The 14,588-nt window shown below is 58.3% G+C and carries 16 protein-coding genes and 1 tRNA gene; 11 read left to right on the forward strand and 6 right to left on the reverse strand.

Going from position 1 to position 14,588, the window contains the following annotated elements:
• Nucleotides 1-4: 4 nt before the first annotated feature.
• The gene (locus DTW90_RS18735) at nucleotides 5-700 is read left to right on the forward strand and encodes a DUF599 family protein (RefSeq protein WP_132524812.1); all 696 of its coding nucleotides are present in this window, start codon (nucleotides 5-7) and stop codon (nucleotides 698-700) included.
• A gap of 75 nt (nucleotides 701-775) precedes the next feature.
• Nucleotides 776-1,753 (forward strand): heparan-alpha-glucosaminide N-acetyltransferase, encoded by a 978-nt coding sequence (locus DTW90_RS18740; RefSeq protein WP_149340107.1) that lies wholly within the window; start codon nucleotides 776-778, stop codon nucleotides 1,751-1,753.
• A gap of 24 nt (nucleotides 1,754-1,777) precedes the next feature.
• Here the strand turns inward: DTW90_RS18740 and DTW90_RS18745 are convergent, their stop codons facing one another.
• Together DTW90_RS18745 and mgtE are read right to left on the reverse strand one after the other, a co-directional pair.
• Entirely contained in the window at nucleotides 1,778-2,170 is a 393-nt protein-coding gene (locus DTW90_RS18745; protein ID WP_165927891.1) for a MerR family DNA-binding transcriptional regulator, read from the reverse strand.
• Nucleotides 2,171-2,309: 139 nt separating this feature from the next.
• Nucleotides 2,310-3,728 (reverse strand): magnesium transporter, encoded by a 1,419-nt coding sequence (gene mgtE / locus DTW90_RS18750; protein ID WP_149340109.1) that lies wholly within the window; start codon nucleotides 3,726-3,728, stop codon nucleotides 2,310-2,312.
• Between the two features lie 235 nt (nucleotides 3,729-3,963).
• Between mgtE and DTW90_RS18755 the strand changes: the two genes are divergently transcribed.
• A complete protein-coding gene (locus DTW90_RS18755; protein ID WP_149340111.1) occupies nucleotides 3,964-4,458 on the forward strand; it encodes a peptide deformylase in 495 nt (164 codons plus the stop codon).
• A gap of 59 nt (nucleotides 4,459-4,517) precedes the next feature.
• Nucleotides 4,518-5,012 carry a BON domain-containing protein gene (locus DTW90_RS18760; RefSeq protein ID WP_149340113.1) on the forward strand — a complete coding sequence of 165 codons (495 nt, stop codon included), beginning with the start codon at nucleotides 4,518-4,520 and terminating at the stop codon, nucleotides 5,010-5,012.
• 82 nt (nucleotides 5,013-5,094) lie between these two features.
• Here the strand turns inward: DTW90_RS18760 and DTW90_RS18765 are convergent, their stop codons facing one another.
• Both DTW90_RS18765 and DTW90_RS18770 read right to left on the reverse strand, forming a co-directional pair.
• Nucleotides 5,095-5,634 carry a hypothetical protein gene (locus tag DTW90_RS18765; RefSeq protein WP_149340115.1) on the reverse strand — a complete coding sequence of 180 codons (540 nt, stop codon included), beginning with the start codon at nucleotides 5,632-5,634 and terminating at the stop codon, nucleotides 5,095-5,097.
• A 96-nt stretch (nucleotides 5,635-5,730) separates the two neighbouring features.
• Nucleotides 5,731-5,973, reverse strand: coding sequence for a hypothetical protein (locus DTW90_RS18770; protein ID WP_149340117.1), 243 nt, complete (start codon nucleotides 5,971-5,973; stop codon nucleotides 5,731-5,733).
• Nucleotides 5,974-6,298: 325 nt separating this feature from the next.
• Between DTW90_RS18770 and DTW90_RS18775 the strand changes: the two genes are divergently transcribed.
• Nucleotides 6,299-7,102 carry a DUF2092 domain-containing protein gene (locus DTW90_RS18775; RefSeq protein ID WP_149340119.1) on the forward strand — a complete coding sequence of 268 codons (804 nt, stop codon included), beginning with the start codon at nucleotides 6,299-6,301 and terminating at the stop codon, nucleotides 7,100-7,102.
• Nucleotides 7,099-7,311: a hypothetical protein gene (locus tag DTW90_RS18780; protein WP_149340121.1), complete on the forward strand. Its 213-nt coding sequence runs from the start codon at nucleotides 7,099-7,101 to the stop codon at nucleotides 7,309-7,311. Before DTW90_RS18775 ends, DTW90_RS18780 begins: the two co-directional genes overlap by 4 nt.
• 79 nt (nucleotides 7,312-7,390) lie before the next feature.
• Here DTW90_RS18780 and DTW90_RS18785 read toward each other — a convergent pair.
• Nucleotides 7,391-7,475: transfer RNA gene (locus DTW90_RS18785), tRNA-Leu, on the reverse strand.
• A 204-nt stretch (nucleotides 7,476-7,679) separates the two neighbouring features.
• On the opposite strand from DTW90_RS18785, the gene lipB reads away from it, so the two are divergent.
• Complete coding sequence (gene lipB / locus DTW90_RS18790; RefSeq protein WP_149340123.1) at nucleotides 7,680-8,402, forward strand: lipoyl(octanoyl) transferase LipB; 723 nt, start codon at nucleotides 7,680-7,682, stop codon at nucleotides 8,400-8,402.
• Between the two features lie 175 nt (nucleotides 8,403-8,577).
• Here lipB and DTW90_RS18795 read toward each other — a convergent pair whose 3' ends face one another.
• Nucleotides 8,578-9,000 carry a helix-turn-helix transcriptional regulator gene (locus DTW90_RS18795; RefSeq protein WP_149340124.1) on the reverse strand — a complete coding sequence of 141 codons (423 nt, stop codon included), beginning with the start codon at nucleotides 8,998-9,000 and terminating at the stop codon, nucleotides 8,578-8,580.
• Between the two features lie 258 nt (nucleotides 9,001-9,258).
• Here DTW90_RS18795 and DTW90_RS18800 point away from each other — a divergent pair, with 258 nt between their 5' ends.
• The 4 genes from DTW90_RS18800 (at nucleotide 9,259) to DTW90_RS18815 (ending at nucleotide 14,501) form a co-directional block, all read left to right on the forward strand.
• Nucleotides 9,259-10,194, forward strand: coding sequence for a DMT family transporter (locus tag DTW90_RS18800; RefSeq protein ID WP_149340126.1), 936 nt, complete (start codon nucleotides 9,259-9,261; stop codon nucleotides 10,192-10,194).
• 97 nt (nucleotides 10,195-10,291) lie between these two features.
• The gene (locus DTW90_RS18805) at nucleotides 10,292-10,993 is read left to right on the forward strand and encodes a hypothetical protein (RefSeq protein ID WP_149340128.1); all 702 of its coding nucleotides are present in this window, start codon (nucleotides 10,292-10,294) and stop codon (nucleotides 10,991-10,993) included.
• 121 nt (nucleotides 10,994-11,114) lie between these two features.
• The gene (locus DTW90_RS18810) at nucleotides 11,115-13,124 is read left to right on the forward strand and encodes an acetyl/propionyl/methylcrotonyl-CoA carboxylase subunit alpha (RefSeq protein WP_149340130.1); all 2,010 of its coding nucleotides are present in this window, start codon (nucleotides 11,115-11,117) and stop codon (nucleotides 13,122-13,124) included.
• A gap of 111 nt (nucleotides 13,125-13,235) precedes the next feature.
• Nucleotides 13,236-14,501, forward strand: coding sequence for a hypothetical protein (locus DTW90_RS18815; RefSeq protein ID WP_149340132.1), 1,266 nt, complete (start codon nucleotides 13,236-13,238; stop codon nucleotides 14,499-14,501).
• Nucleotides 14,502-14,588: the final 87 nt, after the last annotated feature.

The following is a 14,588-nucleotide window of genomic DNA, read 5'->3' on the forward strand; positions in this document are numbered from 1 at the left end:
CCTCATGACGACCGCCGACTATGTCGCTCTCGCCCTCTTCATCCTTTGCTGGCTGGGCCTCAACCGGATCACCGACAGTTCCCGGTTTTTCAACCGGAGCAGCCTGACGCAGGAGATGATCGAGCGCCGGCGTGAATGGATTTACAATTCGCTGCGCCGTGACCTGAAGATGATAGACACGCAGATTCTCGCAGGCCTTCAGAATGGGACGGCATTCTTCGCTTCGACGTCTATTTTTGCCATGGGCGGCTGCTTCGCGCTGCTTGGCGCAACGGACAAGGTGAATGCCTTTTTCGCTGACCTGCCCTTTCTCTTCAATGCCGGCGGTCGGGTTGCCTTCGAAATCAAGGTGGCGGGCCTCACCGGCCTGTTCGGTTACGCCTTCTTCAAATTCGGCTGGTCTTATCGGCTGTTCAACTATTGCACAATTCTCTTCGGCGCCATTCCGATGATCGAGGATATCGAGGCGAATCGCGTCGAGACGGAGCGTGCAGCCGAACGCGTCATCCGCATGAACATCATAGCCGCGCGCAATTTCAATGCGGGTCTTCGCGCGATTTTTCTATCGATCGGCTATCTCGGCTGGTTCATAAGCCCCTATTTCTTCATCATCACGACGATCTTCATCAATGTCGTCCTGATCCGGCGACAGTTTTTTTCGGATGCGCGTCTGGCCATCATGGATATCGATGTGCCATGAAATCGCCGCGCTCCTCCTGTTTCCAGCAGCGTCCGGCGCGCCGCCGTTAATCTCGTCCCGCTGAAAGGATTCCTGATGGCCGCTGTCGCCGAGAGCATCGATGCGCCCCAAAAGACACCGCGCATTGGCATTCTGGACACGGCGCGCGGCATAGCTCTTCTCGCAATGGCGAGCTATCACTGTACCTGGGATTTCGAATTCTTCGGCTATCTCGATCCCGGCACGGCGGAAACAGGCTGGCTGAAGCTCTATGCCCGAGCGATTGCAAGCACCTTCCTCTTCCTCGCCGGCGTAAGCCTTGTGCTCGCCAATCGGCCGGTAATTCGCTGGCGGCCTTTTTGGAAACGCTTTGCAATGATTGCCGCTGCGGCGATCGGTGTCTCGATCGTCACGCTGATAGGTATGACCGACGAATGGATCTATTTCGGGATTCTGCACTGCATCGCGGCACTGACCCTGATCGGCATCGTCTTTCTGCGTTTGCCGATGCCTTTGACCTTGCTCGCGACGGCGGTACTCGCCGTCTGCTGGGTCGTCGACGTCTTCTACAGCCCCGGCGCGCTAGACTGGGCAGCCCTTAATCCACGCTATTTCGCCTGGCTCGGCCTTGCCGCAGCCCCGGCACGCTCCAACGACTACGTCCCGCTCTTTCCCTGGGCGCTCGCCTTTTTTGCCGGTCTCAGCGCGGCGAGCCTTGCGATACGGACCAATCTGCCGCAGCGATTGGCGAGGCTAGGCACCGGCGGAAGCCTGATCGCGCGTGCCGGGCGTCATAGCCTGATCTTCTACCTCGTGCACCAGCCGCTGCTGTTCGGCCTGGTCTATCTGCTATCGCTAGCCGCCCCTGCCGACCCAACCCCAGGCATTCTGCGGCAGTGCCAGATGGTCTGCACCCAGTCCAATGGCGAGGCTTTCTGCCACAGTTTCTGCCAATGTTTCGTCGATGCGCTGAAGAAGCAGAGCCTGTTCGAGCCGTGGCGGGCGGGAAAGATCAAGGCCGACGACGAGCGATTCGAGGCGATCTCCATTCAGTGTACAGACCAGGCCCGCTGACGCCGACGCCTTGATCTCGCCTGCTCAGGTGCCAACGCCGATTTCGGCCAGGCGGCCCAGGCAGGATTCCTCGATGTGATCGAGTTCGGTCAGCGTATCGTCGATATCCTTGCGCTTCTGGCGCAGATCCTCGCGCTTCTCTTCGACTCGCTTCATCAAAAGCTTGAGTTGGCCGACCTCGCCGGGCGGCTCCTTGTAGACCTGGATGATCTCGCGAATTTCCGCAATCGTGAAACCGATGCGGCGGCCGCGCAGGATTTCTCCTATCAGGCGACGATCTGCCTGTCGAAACAGGCGCGTACGGCCCCTTCGTTCCGGATGAATGAGCCCCTCATCCTCGTAGAAGCGCAGAGTACGAGTAGAAACCCCGAATTCACGCGTAAGCTCTGTAATGGTATAGTACTTGTTCACCGGTATTTCGTCCTCGTATAGCGAGCTTAGGTCCGGTTCAGCCAAAGCATGGAATACTCGGCCGAAAGGCAGTCCCCTCTCCGCCCACATCACCCCGCATAATATTGACTTTTACGTATCAGTCAATTTTGACAGCCGGACGGCGTTAACGCAGCACGAACCACCACGTCGCGAGGCCGAGGAACGAAAAATAACCGGTACAATCGGTTACGGTCGTCACGAAGGCCGATGATGCAATAGCCGGATCGGCACCAACGCGATTGAGAAGCAGCGGCAGCAATATTCCGCCGAGAGCCGCGGCGACAAGATTGATCACCATCGCCGCAGCGATGACGATCCCCAGCTGGATATCGTGAAACCAGATCAGTGAAATGACGCACATGACGACGGCGAACAGGATGCCGTTGATGAGGCCGACGCTTGCCTCCCTGCGGATGATGCGCCCGGCATTGTAGATGTCGAGGTCGCCGGTGGCCAATGCGCGAACGGTCACCGTCATTGTCTGTGTTCCGGCATTGCCGCCCATGGAGGCGACGATCGGCATCAGGACGGCAAGCGCCACCATCTTCTGGATCGACCCGTCGAAAACGCCGATGATGGTCGAGGCAAGGATTGCCGTCACCAGATTGACAGCGAGCCACAGAAAGCGCGAGCGCACGGTCGAGATGACATTGTCCGACAGTTCTTCGTCGCCGACGCCGCCGAGACGTTTGATATCCTCGTCCGCCTCCTCATGAATGACGTCGACGACATCGTCGATGGTCAGGACGCCGACCAAGCGATCATTCTCGTCGACCACGGCCGCCGACAGAAGGTCATATTGCTCGAAGAGTTGGGCCGCCTCCTCCTGGTCCATTTCGGCAGGTATGGGATGCGACGTCTCGCGCATGATGGTTTCGATCTTTGCCTGCCTCTTGGTGCGCAGGATGCGATCGAGATCGACGCTGCCGAGCAGCTTGAACGTCGGATCGATGACGAAGATCTGGGTGAAGGCTTCGGGCAAGTCTTCCTGATCGCGCATGTAGTCGATCGTCTGACCGACCGTCCAGAACGGTGGTACGGCGACGAATTCCGTCTGCATGCGGCGTCCGGCCGAACTCTCCGGATAGTCCAGGGCGCGACGCAACCGCACGCGCTCGGTAAAGGGCAGTTGCGACAGGATCTCGTCGCGATCTTCCTGGTCGAGATCCTCGAGAATGTAGACGGCGTCGTCGGAATCGAGCTCGCCGATCGCCGCGGCGATCTGGTCGTTCGGCAGCTGATCGACGATCTCGCGGCGTATCGCCTCGTCGACCTGCGTCAGAGCCGTCATGTCGAAATCGTCGCCGAGCAGCCGGACCAGCGAGAGACGCTGGTCGGCGTTCAAGGATTCCAGCAGATGGCCGATTTCCGATTCATGCAGCCTGGCGACATCTCGGTGCAGAAAGGCAGAATCGCCTGCCTCGATCGCCTCGCGAACCTGCTCGATGAAATCGGCGCGCACATTGCCGTCCTCATCGTAGATATCGATGTGCGGCTCCTGAGTATCGGTGCGGGTAAGCTCGTCTTCGTCGGTCGTCATCATGTGCCGCCTCGTATCCATTCGCTTTGCGAGCGCCCGCCGTCAAGAACGAGAATGACGGCAAAAAATCCATTGTCAACAATTAGATAGAGCAGAAACCTCGCTTGAGGCTGGTCGCTCAATTAGCTCTGGCGTAAGCTCGATGCGAACCGGAATCGGAACGCAAAGCCATTTGCACAGATAAACGTTACAGCTATCCTTGCGCGCAGATTGTGTCGTCATTTTACCAGAGATATCCGTGTCCATTCGTCCGATCATTCGCTACCCAGATACTCTCCTGAAAACTGTATGCGCTCCCGTCACTGTTTTCGATGAAGCGCTGAAACAGCTCGCTGCAGACCTGCTCGACACGATGCGCGCGGCGCCCGGCGTTGGCATAACCGCGGCCCATATCGGTGTCTTGCAACGGGTGACGGTCATCGAATTGGATCGCCGGGAGGGAGTTCGCGTCTACGCCAATCCGGAAATCCTCTGGTCGTCGGACGGGACATCAAGGCAAATGGAAGGCAGCGTTTCCATGCCGGGTGCGACCGAAGAAGTTTCTCGACCGAAGGCCATTCGGTTCCGCTATCAGAACCTCGATGGTATAGTCCATGAAGAGGATGCCGATGGCTTCCTTGCCGTTTGTATCCAGCACGAAGTCGACCAGCTGGACGGCATTTTCTGGCTGCAGCGCCTGTCCAAGCTGAAGCGCGACCGGCTTATCCGGAAATGGGAAAAGATCAGAAACTAGGATTGAACCAAGAACGCCGCCAGCCGTTCTCTAGTACCGACGGCAAAAGGAGCCTGATCATGGATTCCAAGAAGAAGGAACTGACGCGAGAGGAGGACTATCGCGACTACGAGGAACGGGACATCGAAGAGGGCTGGCCCTATGACGACCAGGCCGGAGCGAAGTCTCGTGATCCCGGCAACGGTCCCTACGGCGGCACCGAGGCCAATTTCGACGAAGAGACGAACAAGGGCTACACCGTCACCGACAGCGATGAAGACGGCCAGCAGGAAGCCCAGACAGAATCCTTGCTACCTGGAACCGGCGGTCGCGAAAATGCGGACGATCTCGAAGAGCGCGTCATGGACGCGTTGACCGATCTCGAGGGCGTGACGCCGGAAACGGTCGATGTTCGCGCTGAACGCGGAGGCCGGATTATTATCGAAGGCGAGGTGGACGACGCCATTACGGCTCGTCATATCGAAGCCCGCGCCCTCTCCGTCGCCGGCGTTCGTGCGGTCAGGAACAATCTCAGCATAATCGGCGTCGACGCCAATATCCCCGACGACGACTGAGGAAAACCTTGATAGCAACCGACTCATGCAAACGGGCGCCGAAGCGCCCGTTTTTCATATGCTTCGACGGCTATTTGCGCCATCAGCCTTTCAGCTTCGAATTGCAGAGACTGTAATAGCCGCCGCCCTTCTGGATCCACTTCAGACCGCCGAGCGTGTTCTTGTCCTTGTTGACATGATAGGAGTCGACACAGGTGTGGAAGCGGCCCTTTGCCGGCGTTTCGCTGGCATATTTGGACGAGATGGCGGTCGGGAAAGTTACACCGGCAGGTGCAGCCATCGAGGGCTTTGCGGGCTCCTTGGCCGGAACGGCTGCCGGATCCGGCTCATCTGCGTCCGTTGTTTTCGCTGCAGTTGTCTTTGTTGCCGTTGTCTTTGCCGGAGCAGCGGGAGCTGTTGCCGGAGCGGTAGCAGCAGGAGCGGCTGCGGCGGCATCGGTTCCGCATTGTGCCTTGCGGAAATCGTTCCACTTCATGCCGTTCAGCGTATTCGCCGCCTGGGCGGCCTTATACTTGGCGCTGCAATCCTGCATGCTCAGCGCGGACGCTGATGTCGCAAAGGAAAGAGAACCCAGAACGGCAAGAGATGCAAATGTTGTCAGTAGAATCGTGCGGCTGGTCATTCCTCGTTCCTCCGCTGCTTGACGACACGGAAACTATTGACCTCGCTACTGTAATTGTCAATCGGTAGACGAAAGAGCCGCTTCTTCCGCGCCGATTTATCTCACGCTGGTAGTGGTGATCTTGTCGAGCGGTGGTGCGGCCTGAACATGCAGCCACCAGCCCCCGGCGATTGCCAAAACCATAAGAAGAATGATCGACAGGACAAGCTGTGAGCGTCTTCGACGCTTGGCCTCATCCTGCTGCTCTTCATCACGATATAAACCGAATCCTTTGTGATCTTCGACAAAGGCTGAAAACAACGATCCCCGATATTCGACATCGTCCTCTCCACGAGACATGCGCTCCTCCGTTCCTTTAGTCTTATAGTTGTATTCGCTACGATACTCTCTATATCGCAATTTTCTAATGTTAAATGCCGGGAAGGTTAACGCGACGCCCGTTCGATCCAGGGTGGCCGACGCGTACGCGACCTGCGCGGACGGGAGTCGTGTCAAACGCGTCTTGCGTCATAGATCATACCGTATGTTACGCGCGCGTGCGCGCTTGGGAGTGTAGCATCGTCCCTAGTCTGAAATGTCCTCATCGCACGACCCGCTCGTGCGTAACGCGTAAGCGGTCCGTTTCGGCCAATAGGTGGCCATAGAAAACTGAGGGAGATAGACGATGCTGAAACCAGCCCGCAAAACACTGGCGCTTACGACCGCTACCATCCTTCTGACAGCGGCCGCAGTGCTGTCCGGAGGGGCATCCGGAGCAAAGGCCGGAGAGGCCGATGCCAAGAACCTTCTCAAGGCGATGTCCGACTATATGGCATCGCAGAAGACAATGTCCTTCTCCTACGATACGAACCTTGAAGTCGTCACCAAGGATCACCAAAAGCTGCTGCTGGCCAGTTCCGGCAAGATGGAGGTTAATCGTCCAGACAAGATTCGCGTGACGCGCTCGGGCGGGTTCGCCAATGTCGAACTCCTCTTCGACGGTAAGACGCTGACGCTGCTCGGCAAGGACGCCAATCTCTACACGCAGGTCGACGTTCCAGGAACGATCGATCATTTGGTCGACGAATTGAGAGACAAGCTTCATAGACCCCTCCCCGGAGCCGATCTTCTCCTGCCCGATGTCTATGGCGAACTGATGCACGGCGTCACGGATATCAAGGATCTCGGTAGCGGCGTGATCGGCGGGACCGAATGCGACCACCTCGCCTTTCGCAACAAGGAGGTCGATTGGCAGATCTGGATCGCCCAGGGCGACCATCCCTATCCGTGCAGATATGTGATCACGGCAAAAGATGTCGACCAGGCCCCGCAATACAGCATCCAGATCACCGACTGGAAGGCGGGAGATGATGCCACGACCGACGACTATGCCTTCAAGAATACGACCTCGGCGCAACAGGTGGATATCGAAAAGCTCGGCAATGTCGACGAGCTGCCAACACAGTTCAGGGTGGAGGGCAAGAAATGACTATTTCAGCTAGAATCAGGGTTCTTCTGTTTGCCGCGATCATCAGCGCAGTCGGATTGGACATCGGCGAGCGACTCGCAATCCCGGGCGTGAGCGGCATCATCACGGTCGCCGAGGCGCGAATCGGTCGACCCCTGACACCGGTCAGCGTAGCCGGTGTCGCGCGACGCACGGCCCGACGCTGCGCCGCAGGCGTCTACTACTGCTAGTTTAATATCGATCGGGATGATCAAAAAACGACCGCATCTCGCGTCGTAAAAAGCTGTAGTAATCAACAGCTAGAAAAGTTGGTGCGGTCGAGAAGACTCGAACTTCCACGGGTTGCCCCACAGCGACCTCAACGCTGCGCGTCTACCAATTCCGCCACGACCGCATCGTGGTAGGTGCCGATTTGTGCCGGCGGGGCAGCATGTAGCAAAAGCATTCGGGGGGCACAAGAGCGATATGACAGATTTTTTTACGAGTTTTCACAGGTGTTTGAATTGCGCTTCAAAAGCCGCCATATAGGAACCGAACTGTCTGGCGCGTGCGGATTTTTAGAATGTCCTGCGTCGGATCAGCCGATAAAGGGCTTCCCATGCTACGCACCGATCTCGAACATTCCATGTTTCCCCTCGCCGGCTCCCCGCCGGTCCGCTGGCGTATCGCCGACGGCCTTGTCCCCTATGAGGAAGCCGTGGCGACCATGGAACGGGAAGTGGCTGATATAGCGGATGGCCACGCGCAGGAGCTTGTCTGGCTGCTCGAACATCCGCCGCTCTATACGGCGGGAACGAGTGCCGACGCTGCCGATCTGATCGAGAAGGAACGCTTCCCGGTTTTTTCCACCGGTCGGGGCGGCCAGTACACCTATCACGGTCCCGGTCAGCGCGTGGCCTATGTGATGCTGGACCTGAAACGCCGCAGGCAGGATGTCCGCGCCTTCGTGGCAGCGCTCGAGGAAGTGATCATTCGCACGCTCGAATCGATGAATGTCCGTGGCGAGCGTCGCGAGGATCGAGTAGGCGTCTGGGTGCGCCGTCCGGAAAAACCGCTCCTGCCCGATGGCACCATGTCCGAGGGTAAGGTAGCGGCGCTCGGCATACGTCTTCGCAAATGGGTGACCTTTCACGGCCTGTCGCTGAACGTCGATCCCGACCTCAGCCATTTCTCAGGAATCGTGCCGTGCGGAATTTCCGCATACGGGGTGACCAGCCTCGTCGATCTCGGTCTGCCGATCATGATGGCGGACGCCGATATCCGGCTGCGTCAGGCCTTCGAATCGATCTTTGGCGAAACCGTTAGCGACCGTTCTGCATAAGACCTGTGCTTGGAGCAGGAAACCGGACGCAGCCTCCGCGCCTTCGATCGATTCGATCTTAAATCATCCGTCGCCAAAACATGTCGCGCAAAAGTGTGCAGCGGTTTTGCGACAAAGACATGCAAGAACAAAGACCTAAAGTGCGGCAAGCGAATCCTAGAGATCGCGTTGCGCTTTAGTGCGCAACACCTTTACCGACGTTGCGAAGCTTCAGCTGATAGTCCAGCTTTTCCAGCTGCCGATTGGTGGTCTCTATGAGCCGCCCCATATCCTTGTAGGCCGATTGAAGCCGCGAGAGTTCGATCTTTACGGCCTCCAGCGCGCGTTCATCAGTCATTTCCGCAGGCCCTTCGCCGGCACCGGTCATGAGCCAGATCGGCGAGACGCCGAAGATGCCTGCCAGATCAAGGAGAAGGGATGGACGCGGTTCGGACCGGTCGGATTCCCAGGCAAGCACGGTCTCTTCCTGCACGCCGAGCTGATTGGCAAGGGAACCTATGCTGATGCCGGCGGCGTCGCGTGCCGAAGACAGGCGTCCGCCGAGCGTATCATCGCCTTCATCGGAAAAAACGTTGATCTGCTGCTCAGTCTTCAACATTCGGTGCATCCTTCCAGGGCTTACGGCCGACAGTTCTTTGCACGTCTCATTGTCTTCTATCGGATCTCGACAGCACAGATAGGTCTCGGAGCGTCACGCCGCCACCCCATTGCGGCCTTCGACGTGGAATGAAACCGTCAGCCGCGGATTTCTTCGCTCCTGCCCCAGCGTAATCGGGAACCTGACTGGATGAACCGCGCCTGCTTGATCACAAGGCAATCCCGTGTTTGATGGCATCATAAGGAAACCGGGTCGATCATGTCATCTATCGCTACTGCCGAGACCACGCAAAATCCGCTGCAAGGCATGACCATCATGGCAAGTGCCATGATCATTCTTCCGACCATGGACGCTATCGCCAAATACATGGCGACCTTCGAAAATATGTCGCCGGGACAGGTGACCTTCTATCGCTTCTTTTTCCAGCTCGTCTGCACCCTGCCGCTGCTTTTCACAATGGCGGGCGCTTCCGCGCTCTCCGCGAAGCGTCCCTGGATGAATATCCTTCGCGGGGCACTGCATGGGGCGGCGAGCCTGCTCTTCTTCGTCGCCGTCAAATACATGCCGCTTGCCGACGTCTTCGCGATCTATTTCGTCGAGCCCTTCATGCTGGCGGCACTCTCGGCAGCCTTCCTGGGCGACAAGGTCGGCTGGCGCCGGTGGCTTGCCATTATCATCGGCTTTGGCGGAGCCATGATCGTGATTCAGCCGAGCTTCGAGATCTTCGGATGGAAAGCTCTGCTGCCGGTCGCATGTGCTTTCCTTTACGCAGTCTATCTCTTCATGAACCGAGCGATCGGAGAGGCGGATTCGCCTCTGACCATGCAGACGATGGCAGGTGTCGGCGGCACGATCTTCATGGCAGCGGCACTGTGGGTCGGATCCGCCATGGGCGGCACGGACTTTGTCCCCTCCCTGCCCGCTTCCTGGCTCGGCCTCGTTCTGCTGCTGATTCTCGGTTCGATTTCGGGCTATGCCCATATGCTGGTCGTGCGGGCCTTCCGCCTTGCGCCCCTGTCTCTACTGGCGCCGTTCCAGTATTTCGAAATCATCTCGGCAACCGTGCTCGGCTATGCGCTCTTCGGCGATTTCCCGAATCTCTCGAAATGGATCGGCATCCTCATCATCGTCGGTTCGGGCCTGTTCATAATCTGGCGCGAGCGCGTACAGTCCCAATCGCTCAAATCTTCCTGATCGCGGATGCAGGCAGTTAACTGCGCTCGTTGAAGCTTCTTCAATTTGAAGCGAGTAGATCACGGCCGGCTTCATGATGAAGCCTGGAGATGAAAAGATGAGCGAACTCCGCCAATCTTTTCCGGCGCATTTAGTTGCCGGAAAGAGTCGGCTGGCGGCCGATGACGTAATATTTTTGAGAAATTATACTTTTCCCCTTGGTCTCAGAACATCCGACGATGTTCTCGTTCTCATGGCACTGCAGAATTCCTGCCCTGAAAAATGCGACGAATGGGACGCCTTCTTCATCGAAGCGCTGACCGACTTCATTGTTCACTACAGCTACCCACAGGGATCGCTAGACGAGATCAATGCCGCATGGTTGGTACGACTACTGTCGACCGATGGCGTGGTGAACTCGCCGTTGGAGCTGAGGCTGATCCTGAATGTGATTGAGGCTTCCTCGAACGTGCCTCCACAGCTCGGCGCTTTTGCGCTGGACCAGCTGCGCGTAGCGATCGAAGAGGGTGTGGGCGCCTACGCTCTTACCCGCCCGATTACGCGTCCGGGCATTACGAGGCACGACCTCGACTACATCTGCCGCATCCTGCGCAGCAAGCACGACGCAGGGCGCCTTGCTCTCTCGCCGCTCAAGATCGCGGTGCTGGAGCGGATCGCAGCGGCAACCAAGAGCAATTCCAATCACCCCGGATGGGAGGATATCCTGGATGCGATCATCATTCGAAGCGAAGACAGGCCGACCATCAGCCGCTGGCTGCGGGTGCCCGATGCGATGCTCACGATACAGGACGCGATCTAGCGGGCAGACGGAAAGTCTCTGAGGCGCGGACCTTTAAAGTCCGCGCTCAGGTTTGACACGTTGAACCGACAATCGATTTGTGGCTTAAACGTTAGCCAGAGATGAGTTGGGCGGAGCTTTCATGTTCAAGAAAATCCTGATCGCGAACCGCGGCGAGATCGCTTGCCGCGTGATCAAGACTGCGCGGCGTATGGGAATTGCGACGGTTGCCGTCTATTCCGATGCCGATCGGGATGCCCTGCATGTGGAAATGGCCGATGAAGCAGTCCATATCGGCGCAGCTCCGGCAGTCGAGAGCTATCTCGTTGCCGAAAAGATCATTGCCGCCTGCAAGGAGACCGGCGCCGAAGCCGTCCACCCGGGCTATGGCTTTCTATCCGAGCGCGCCTCCTTCTGCGAAGCGCTGGAGAAGGAAGGCATCATCTTCATTGGTCCGAAACCCAAGGCAATCACCGCCATGGGAGACAAGATCGAATCGAAGAAGTTCGCGAGTGCCGCGAAGGTTTCGACGGTCCCCGGGTATCTCGGCGTTATCGAGGATGCCGATCACGCCGAAAAGATCGCCGGAGAGATCGGCTACCCCGTGATGATCAAGGCCTCCGCCGGCGGTGGCGGCAAGGGCATGCGCATCGCCTGGAGCGAGGCGGAAGTGCGCGACGGCTTCGATCGCGCCCGCTCCGAGGCTAGGAGCTCTTTCGGCGACGACCGCGTCTTCATCGAGAAATATGTCGTCGAACCGCGCCACATCGAAATCCAGGTTCTCGCGGACGCGCACGGCAATGCCGTTTATCTCGGCGAGCGCGAATGCTCGATCCAGCGCCGAAACCAGAAGGTCGCCGAAGAGGCGCCCTCGCCCTTCCTTGACGAGGCGACGCGAAAGGCGATGGGCGAACAATCGGTAGCGCTCGCCAAGGCGGTGGATTACCAGAGCGCGGGCACTGTCGAGTTCATCGTCGACAAGGATCGGAATTTCTACTTCCTCGAAATGAACACCCGGCTTCAGGTCGAACACCCTGTCACCGAACTGGTGACAGGCATCGACCTCGTGGAACAGATGATCCGCGTCGCCGCCGGCGAGAAACTTCCTTTCTCGCAGAAGGACATCAAGCTGAACGGCTGGGCGATCGAAAGCCGCCTCTACGCCGAGGACCCCTATCGCAATTTCCTGCCGTCGATCGGCCGCCTCACTCGCTATCGCCCTCCACAGGAAGGGAAAACCGACGGTCGTATCATCCGCAACGATACCGGCGTCTTCGAGGGTGCCGAAATCTCAATGTACTACGATCCGATGATCGCGAAGCTCTGCACATGGGCACCGACGCGGATCGAGGCGATCGATGCCATGGGCGAGGCACTGGATGGCTTCGTTGTAGACGGCATCGAACACAATGTTCCCTTCCTGTCAGCGCTGATGAAACATCCGCGCTGGCGTGAAGGCCGTCTCTCGACCGGCTTTATCGCCGAGGAATATCCCGAGGGCTTCGCCCCCATGTCTCCGGACGGTGATGAAGCGGCAACGCTTGCGGCAATAGCCCTCTCCTGCAGTCTGGTCGAGAGCAATCGCCGCGAACGCCATGCCGACCGGCTGCGCCCTGCGGCGGGCCCCTTGCGTGACGATTGGGTCGTCAAGCTCGGCGACGAATATCACTCGCTCAAATTGCTCGATGGCCTGATCACCATTCCCTTCGAGATGGACATGGAGATTGGCGGGGCGCTTACATCGGTTGTCACTGACTGGAGACCTGGTGACGCGGTCTGGAGCGGACGCGTCGGCGGCAGGAAGATCACCGCACAGATACGTCCCTTCCTGAACGGATTGCGCATCGATTGGCAAGGACTATCGGTCAAGGCCCGGATATTCACGCCGAGACAGGCGGACCTCGACAGGCTGATGCCGGTAAAGCTGCCGCCGGATACGTCGAAGCTCCTGCTCTGCCCCATGCCAGGCCTCGTCGTCTCGATCGCGGTCGCCGAGGGACAGGAAGTCAAGGCCGGGGAGACCCTCGCGGTCGTCGAAGCCATGAAGATGGAAAACGTGCTGCGGGCCGAGCGCGATCTTGTCGTCGGCAAGATCCAGACAAAGCCGGGTGAGAGTCTTGCCGTCGATGCGATCATCATGGAATTCGCCTGATCCGTTGGTCCGCATTCGATTAGAATTGCACGAAATTCCTTCTGACTTCGCTTAAGGGTAATCGGCGATAATTGGGGACATGCGGGTGGAAATCATCCGCGGGAGCTTTCGATGTCGCCGCTTCTTTCAGCACTTCTGCTGCTTAGCCTCAATCTCGGCATCCTCTGGCTATTGATGGCCGCCCCTATCGGAAGGCGTACGATCCGCATTCGCCGGACATTTCAGACAGCACCCGAGGCCATCTGGCGAGCAATCGATCCGGCAGGCGAGGAAGCGGCTTGGCATCATTCCGTCATAAGCAGCCGGGAATTGCAAAACCGCCCTGGCGTGGTCGAGCAGACATACGCCCATCTCGACCGCCACGGCGAACCGATTCGCCGTCTGCTCGCTGTCGAACCGGTTGCGGCAACGCCAGAGGGGCGCGCCTACAGCGCGCGTATTATCGATGACAGCGCTCTCGATGCCGGCTTCTGGCGGAATTATCGAGAGCGGCGCGAAGTCAGCCTATCGGAGGGTGGAACAACGCTGTTGGTCGAGCAGACCGACCGGTACCGGGGCCTAGCCTTCCTGCTCTTTCGCTATTTCGTCCTGCGTCGGGAAATGCGTGCGCTCGAAAGCTGGATTGAAACCGGGAAATCAAAACCCAACGGCCATTTCGAGCATCCCCTGATGCAGACTGCCCTGGCGGTCATCTCGACGCTTATTCTCTGGCCCTTCTTCGGATTGACGATCGGCGGGCTTATGATCTCCACCTTCCTGACGCTGGTGATTGTCCTGCACGAGCTTGGCCACATGGCCGCCTACCGCACCTTCGGTCACACCTCGGTCAGAATGATATTCGTACCGCTCCTCGGCGGAATTGCCATTGGCGGGCGGCCTTACAACAGCCTCTTCGAGGTTGCCACTTGCGCCCTGATGGGTCCGGGCATGTCGGCCTTCCTCGTGCCAATCCTCGTCGCCGCCCACGACATGTCTGCGAGAGGCGCTATTTCCGGGCTATTCTCGCTGCCTATCCTGACGTTCCTGTTGATCCTCGGCGCCTTCAATCTCCTCAATCTGCTGCCGATGTACAGATTCGATGGCGGCCAGATCCTCAGGCAGGCCTTTAGAGGCCGCCTCTCGCTGCTCTGCGCCAGCTTCGGGATCACATTCATCATTCTCTGGGTCGGCTGGCAGATCCATGTTCCATCAGCAGCACTCCTCGCCGGCCTTGCGGTCTTCACGTTGCTGAGCCTTATCGGCGCACGCTCCGTCAAGCCGAAGGAGAAACTGGAGGAGATGACCGGCGCCGAGCGCATGCTGATAAGCTTCGGTCTCTATGCGGCCGTGATGATCCACGCCTATGCGATCATCTACTCGGCGCATCTGCTGTTCTGACAACCAAGGCTGGCGATAAAGAAACATGACGGCCCACCCGTTTTTCGCTTGAGCGGGCCAGTCGCGCCATGCCAAAATCAAAACAAT

Source organism: Neorhizobium sp. P12A, assembly GCF_008365395.1.
In the GTDB taxonomy this organism is placed as follows: domain Bacteria; phylum Pseudomonadota; class Alphaproteobacteria; order Rhizobiales; family Rhizobiaceae; genus Rhizobium.

Coding starts and splice junctions, on each gene's coding strand:
- DTW90_RS18780 (WP_149340121.1), top strand. CDS start 7,099: ATGACTATTTCAGCTAGAATCAGGGTTCTTCTGTTTGCCGCGATCATC.
- DTW90_RS18810 (WP_149340130.1), top strand. CDS start 11,115: ATGTTCAAGAAAATCCTGATCGCGAACCGCGGCGAGATCGCTTGCCGC.
- DTW90_RS18735 (WP_132524812.1), top strand. CDS start 5: ATGACGACCGCCGACTATGTCGCTCTCGCCCTCTTCATCCTTTGCTGG.
- DTW90_RS18740 (WP_149340107.1), top strand. CDS start 776: ATGGCCGCTGTCGCCGAGAGCATCGATGCGCCCCAAAAGACACCGCGC.
- DTW90_RS18765 (WP_149340115.1), bottom strand. CDS start 5,634: ATGACCAGCCGCACGATTCTACTGACAACATTTGCATCTCTTGCCGTT.
- DTW90_RS18795 (WP_149340124.1), bottom strand. CDS start 9,000: ATGTTGAAGACTGAGCAGCAGATCAACGTTTTTTCCGATGAAGGCGAT.
- DTW90_RS18770 (WP_149340117.1), bottom strand. CDS start 5,973: ATGTCTCGTGGAGAGGACGATGTCGAATATCGGGGATCGTTGTTTTCA.
- DTW90_RS18800 (WP_149340126.1), top strand. CDS start 9,259: ATGTCATCTATCGCTACTGCCGAGACCACGCAAAATCCGCTGCAAGGC.
- lipB (WP_149340123.1), top strand. CDS start 7,680: ATGCTACGCACCGATCTCGAACATTCCATGTTTCCCCTCGCCGGCTCC.
- DTW90_RS18815 (WP_149340132.1), top strand. CDS start 13,236: ATGTCGCCGCTTCTTTCAGCACTTCTGCTGCTTAGCCTCAATCTCGGC.
- DTW90_RS18805 (WP_149340128.1), top strand. CDS start 10,292: ATGAGCGAACTCCGCCAATCTTTTCCGGCGCATTTAGTTGCCGGAAAG.
- mgtE (WP_149340109.1), bottom strand. CDS start 3,728: ATGATGACGACCGACGAAGACGAGCTTACCCGCACCGATACTCAGGAG.
- DTW90_RS18760 (WP_149340113.1), top strand. CDS start 4,518: ATGGATTCCAAGAAGAAGGAACTGACGCGAGAGGAGGACTATCGCGAC.
- DTW90_RS18775 (WP_149340119.1), top strand. CDS start 6,299: ATGCTGAAACCAGCCCGCAAAACACTGGCGCTTACGACCGCTACCATC.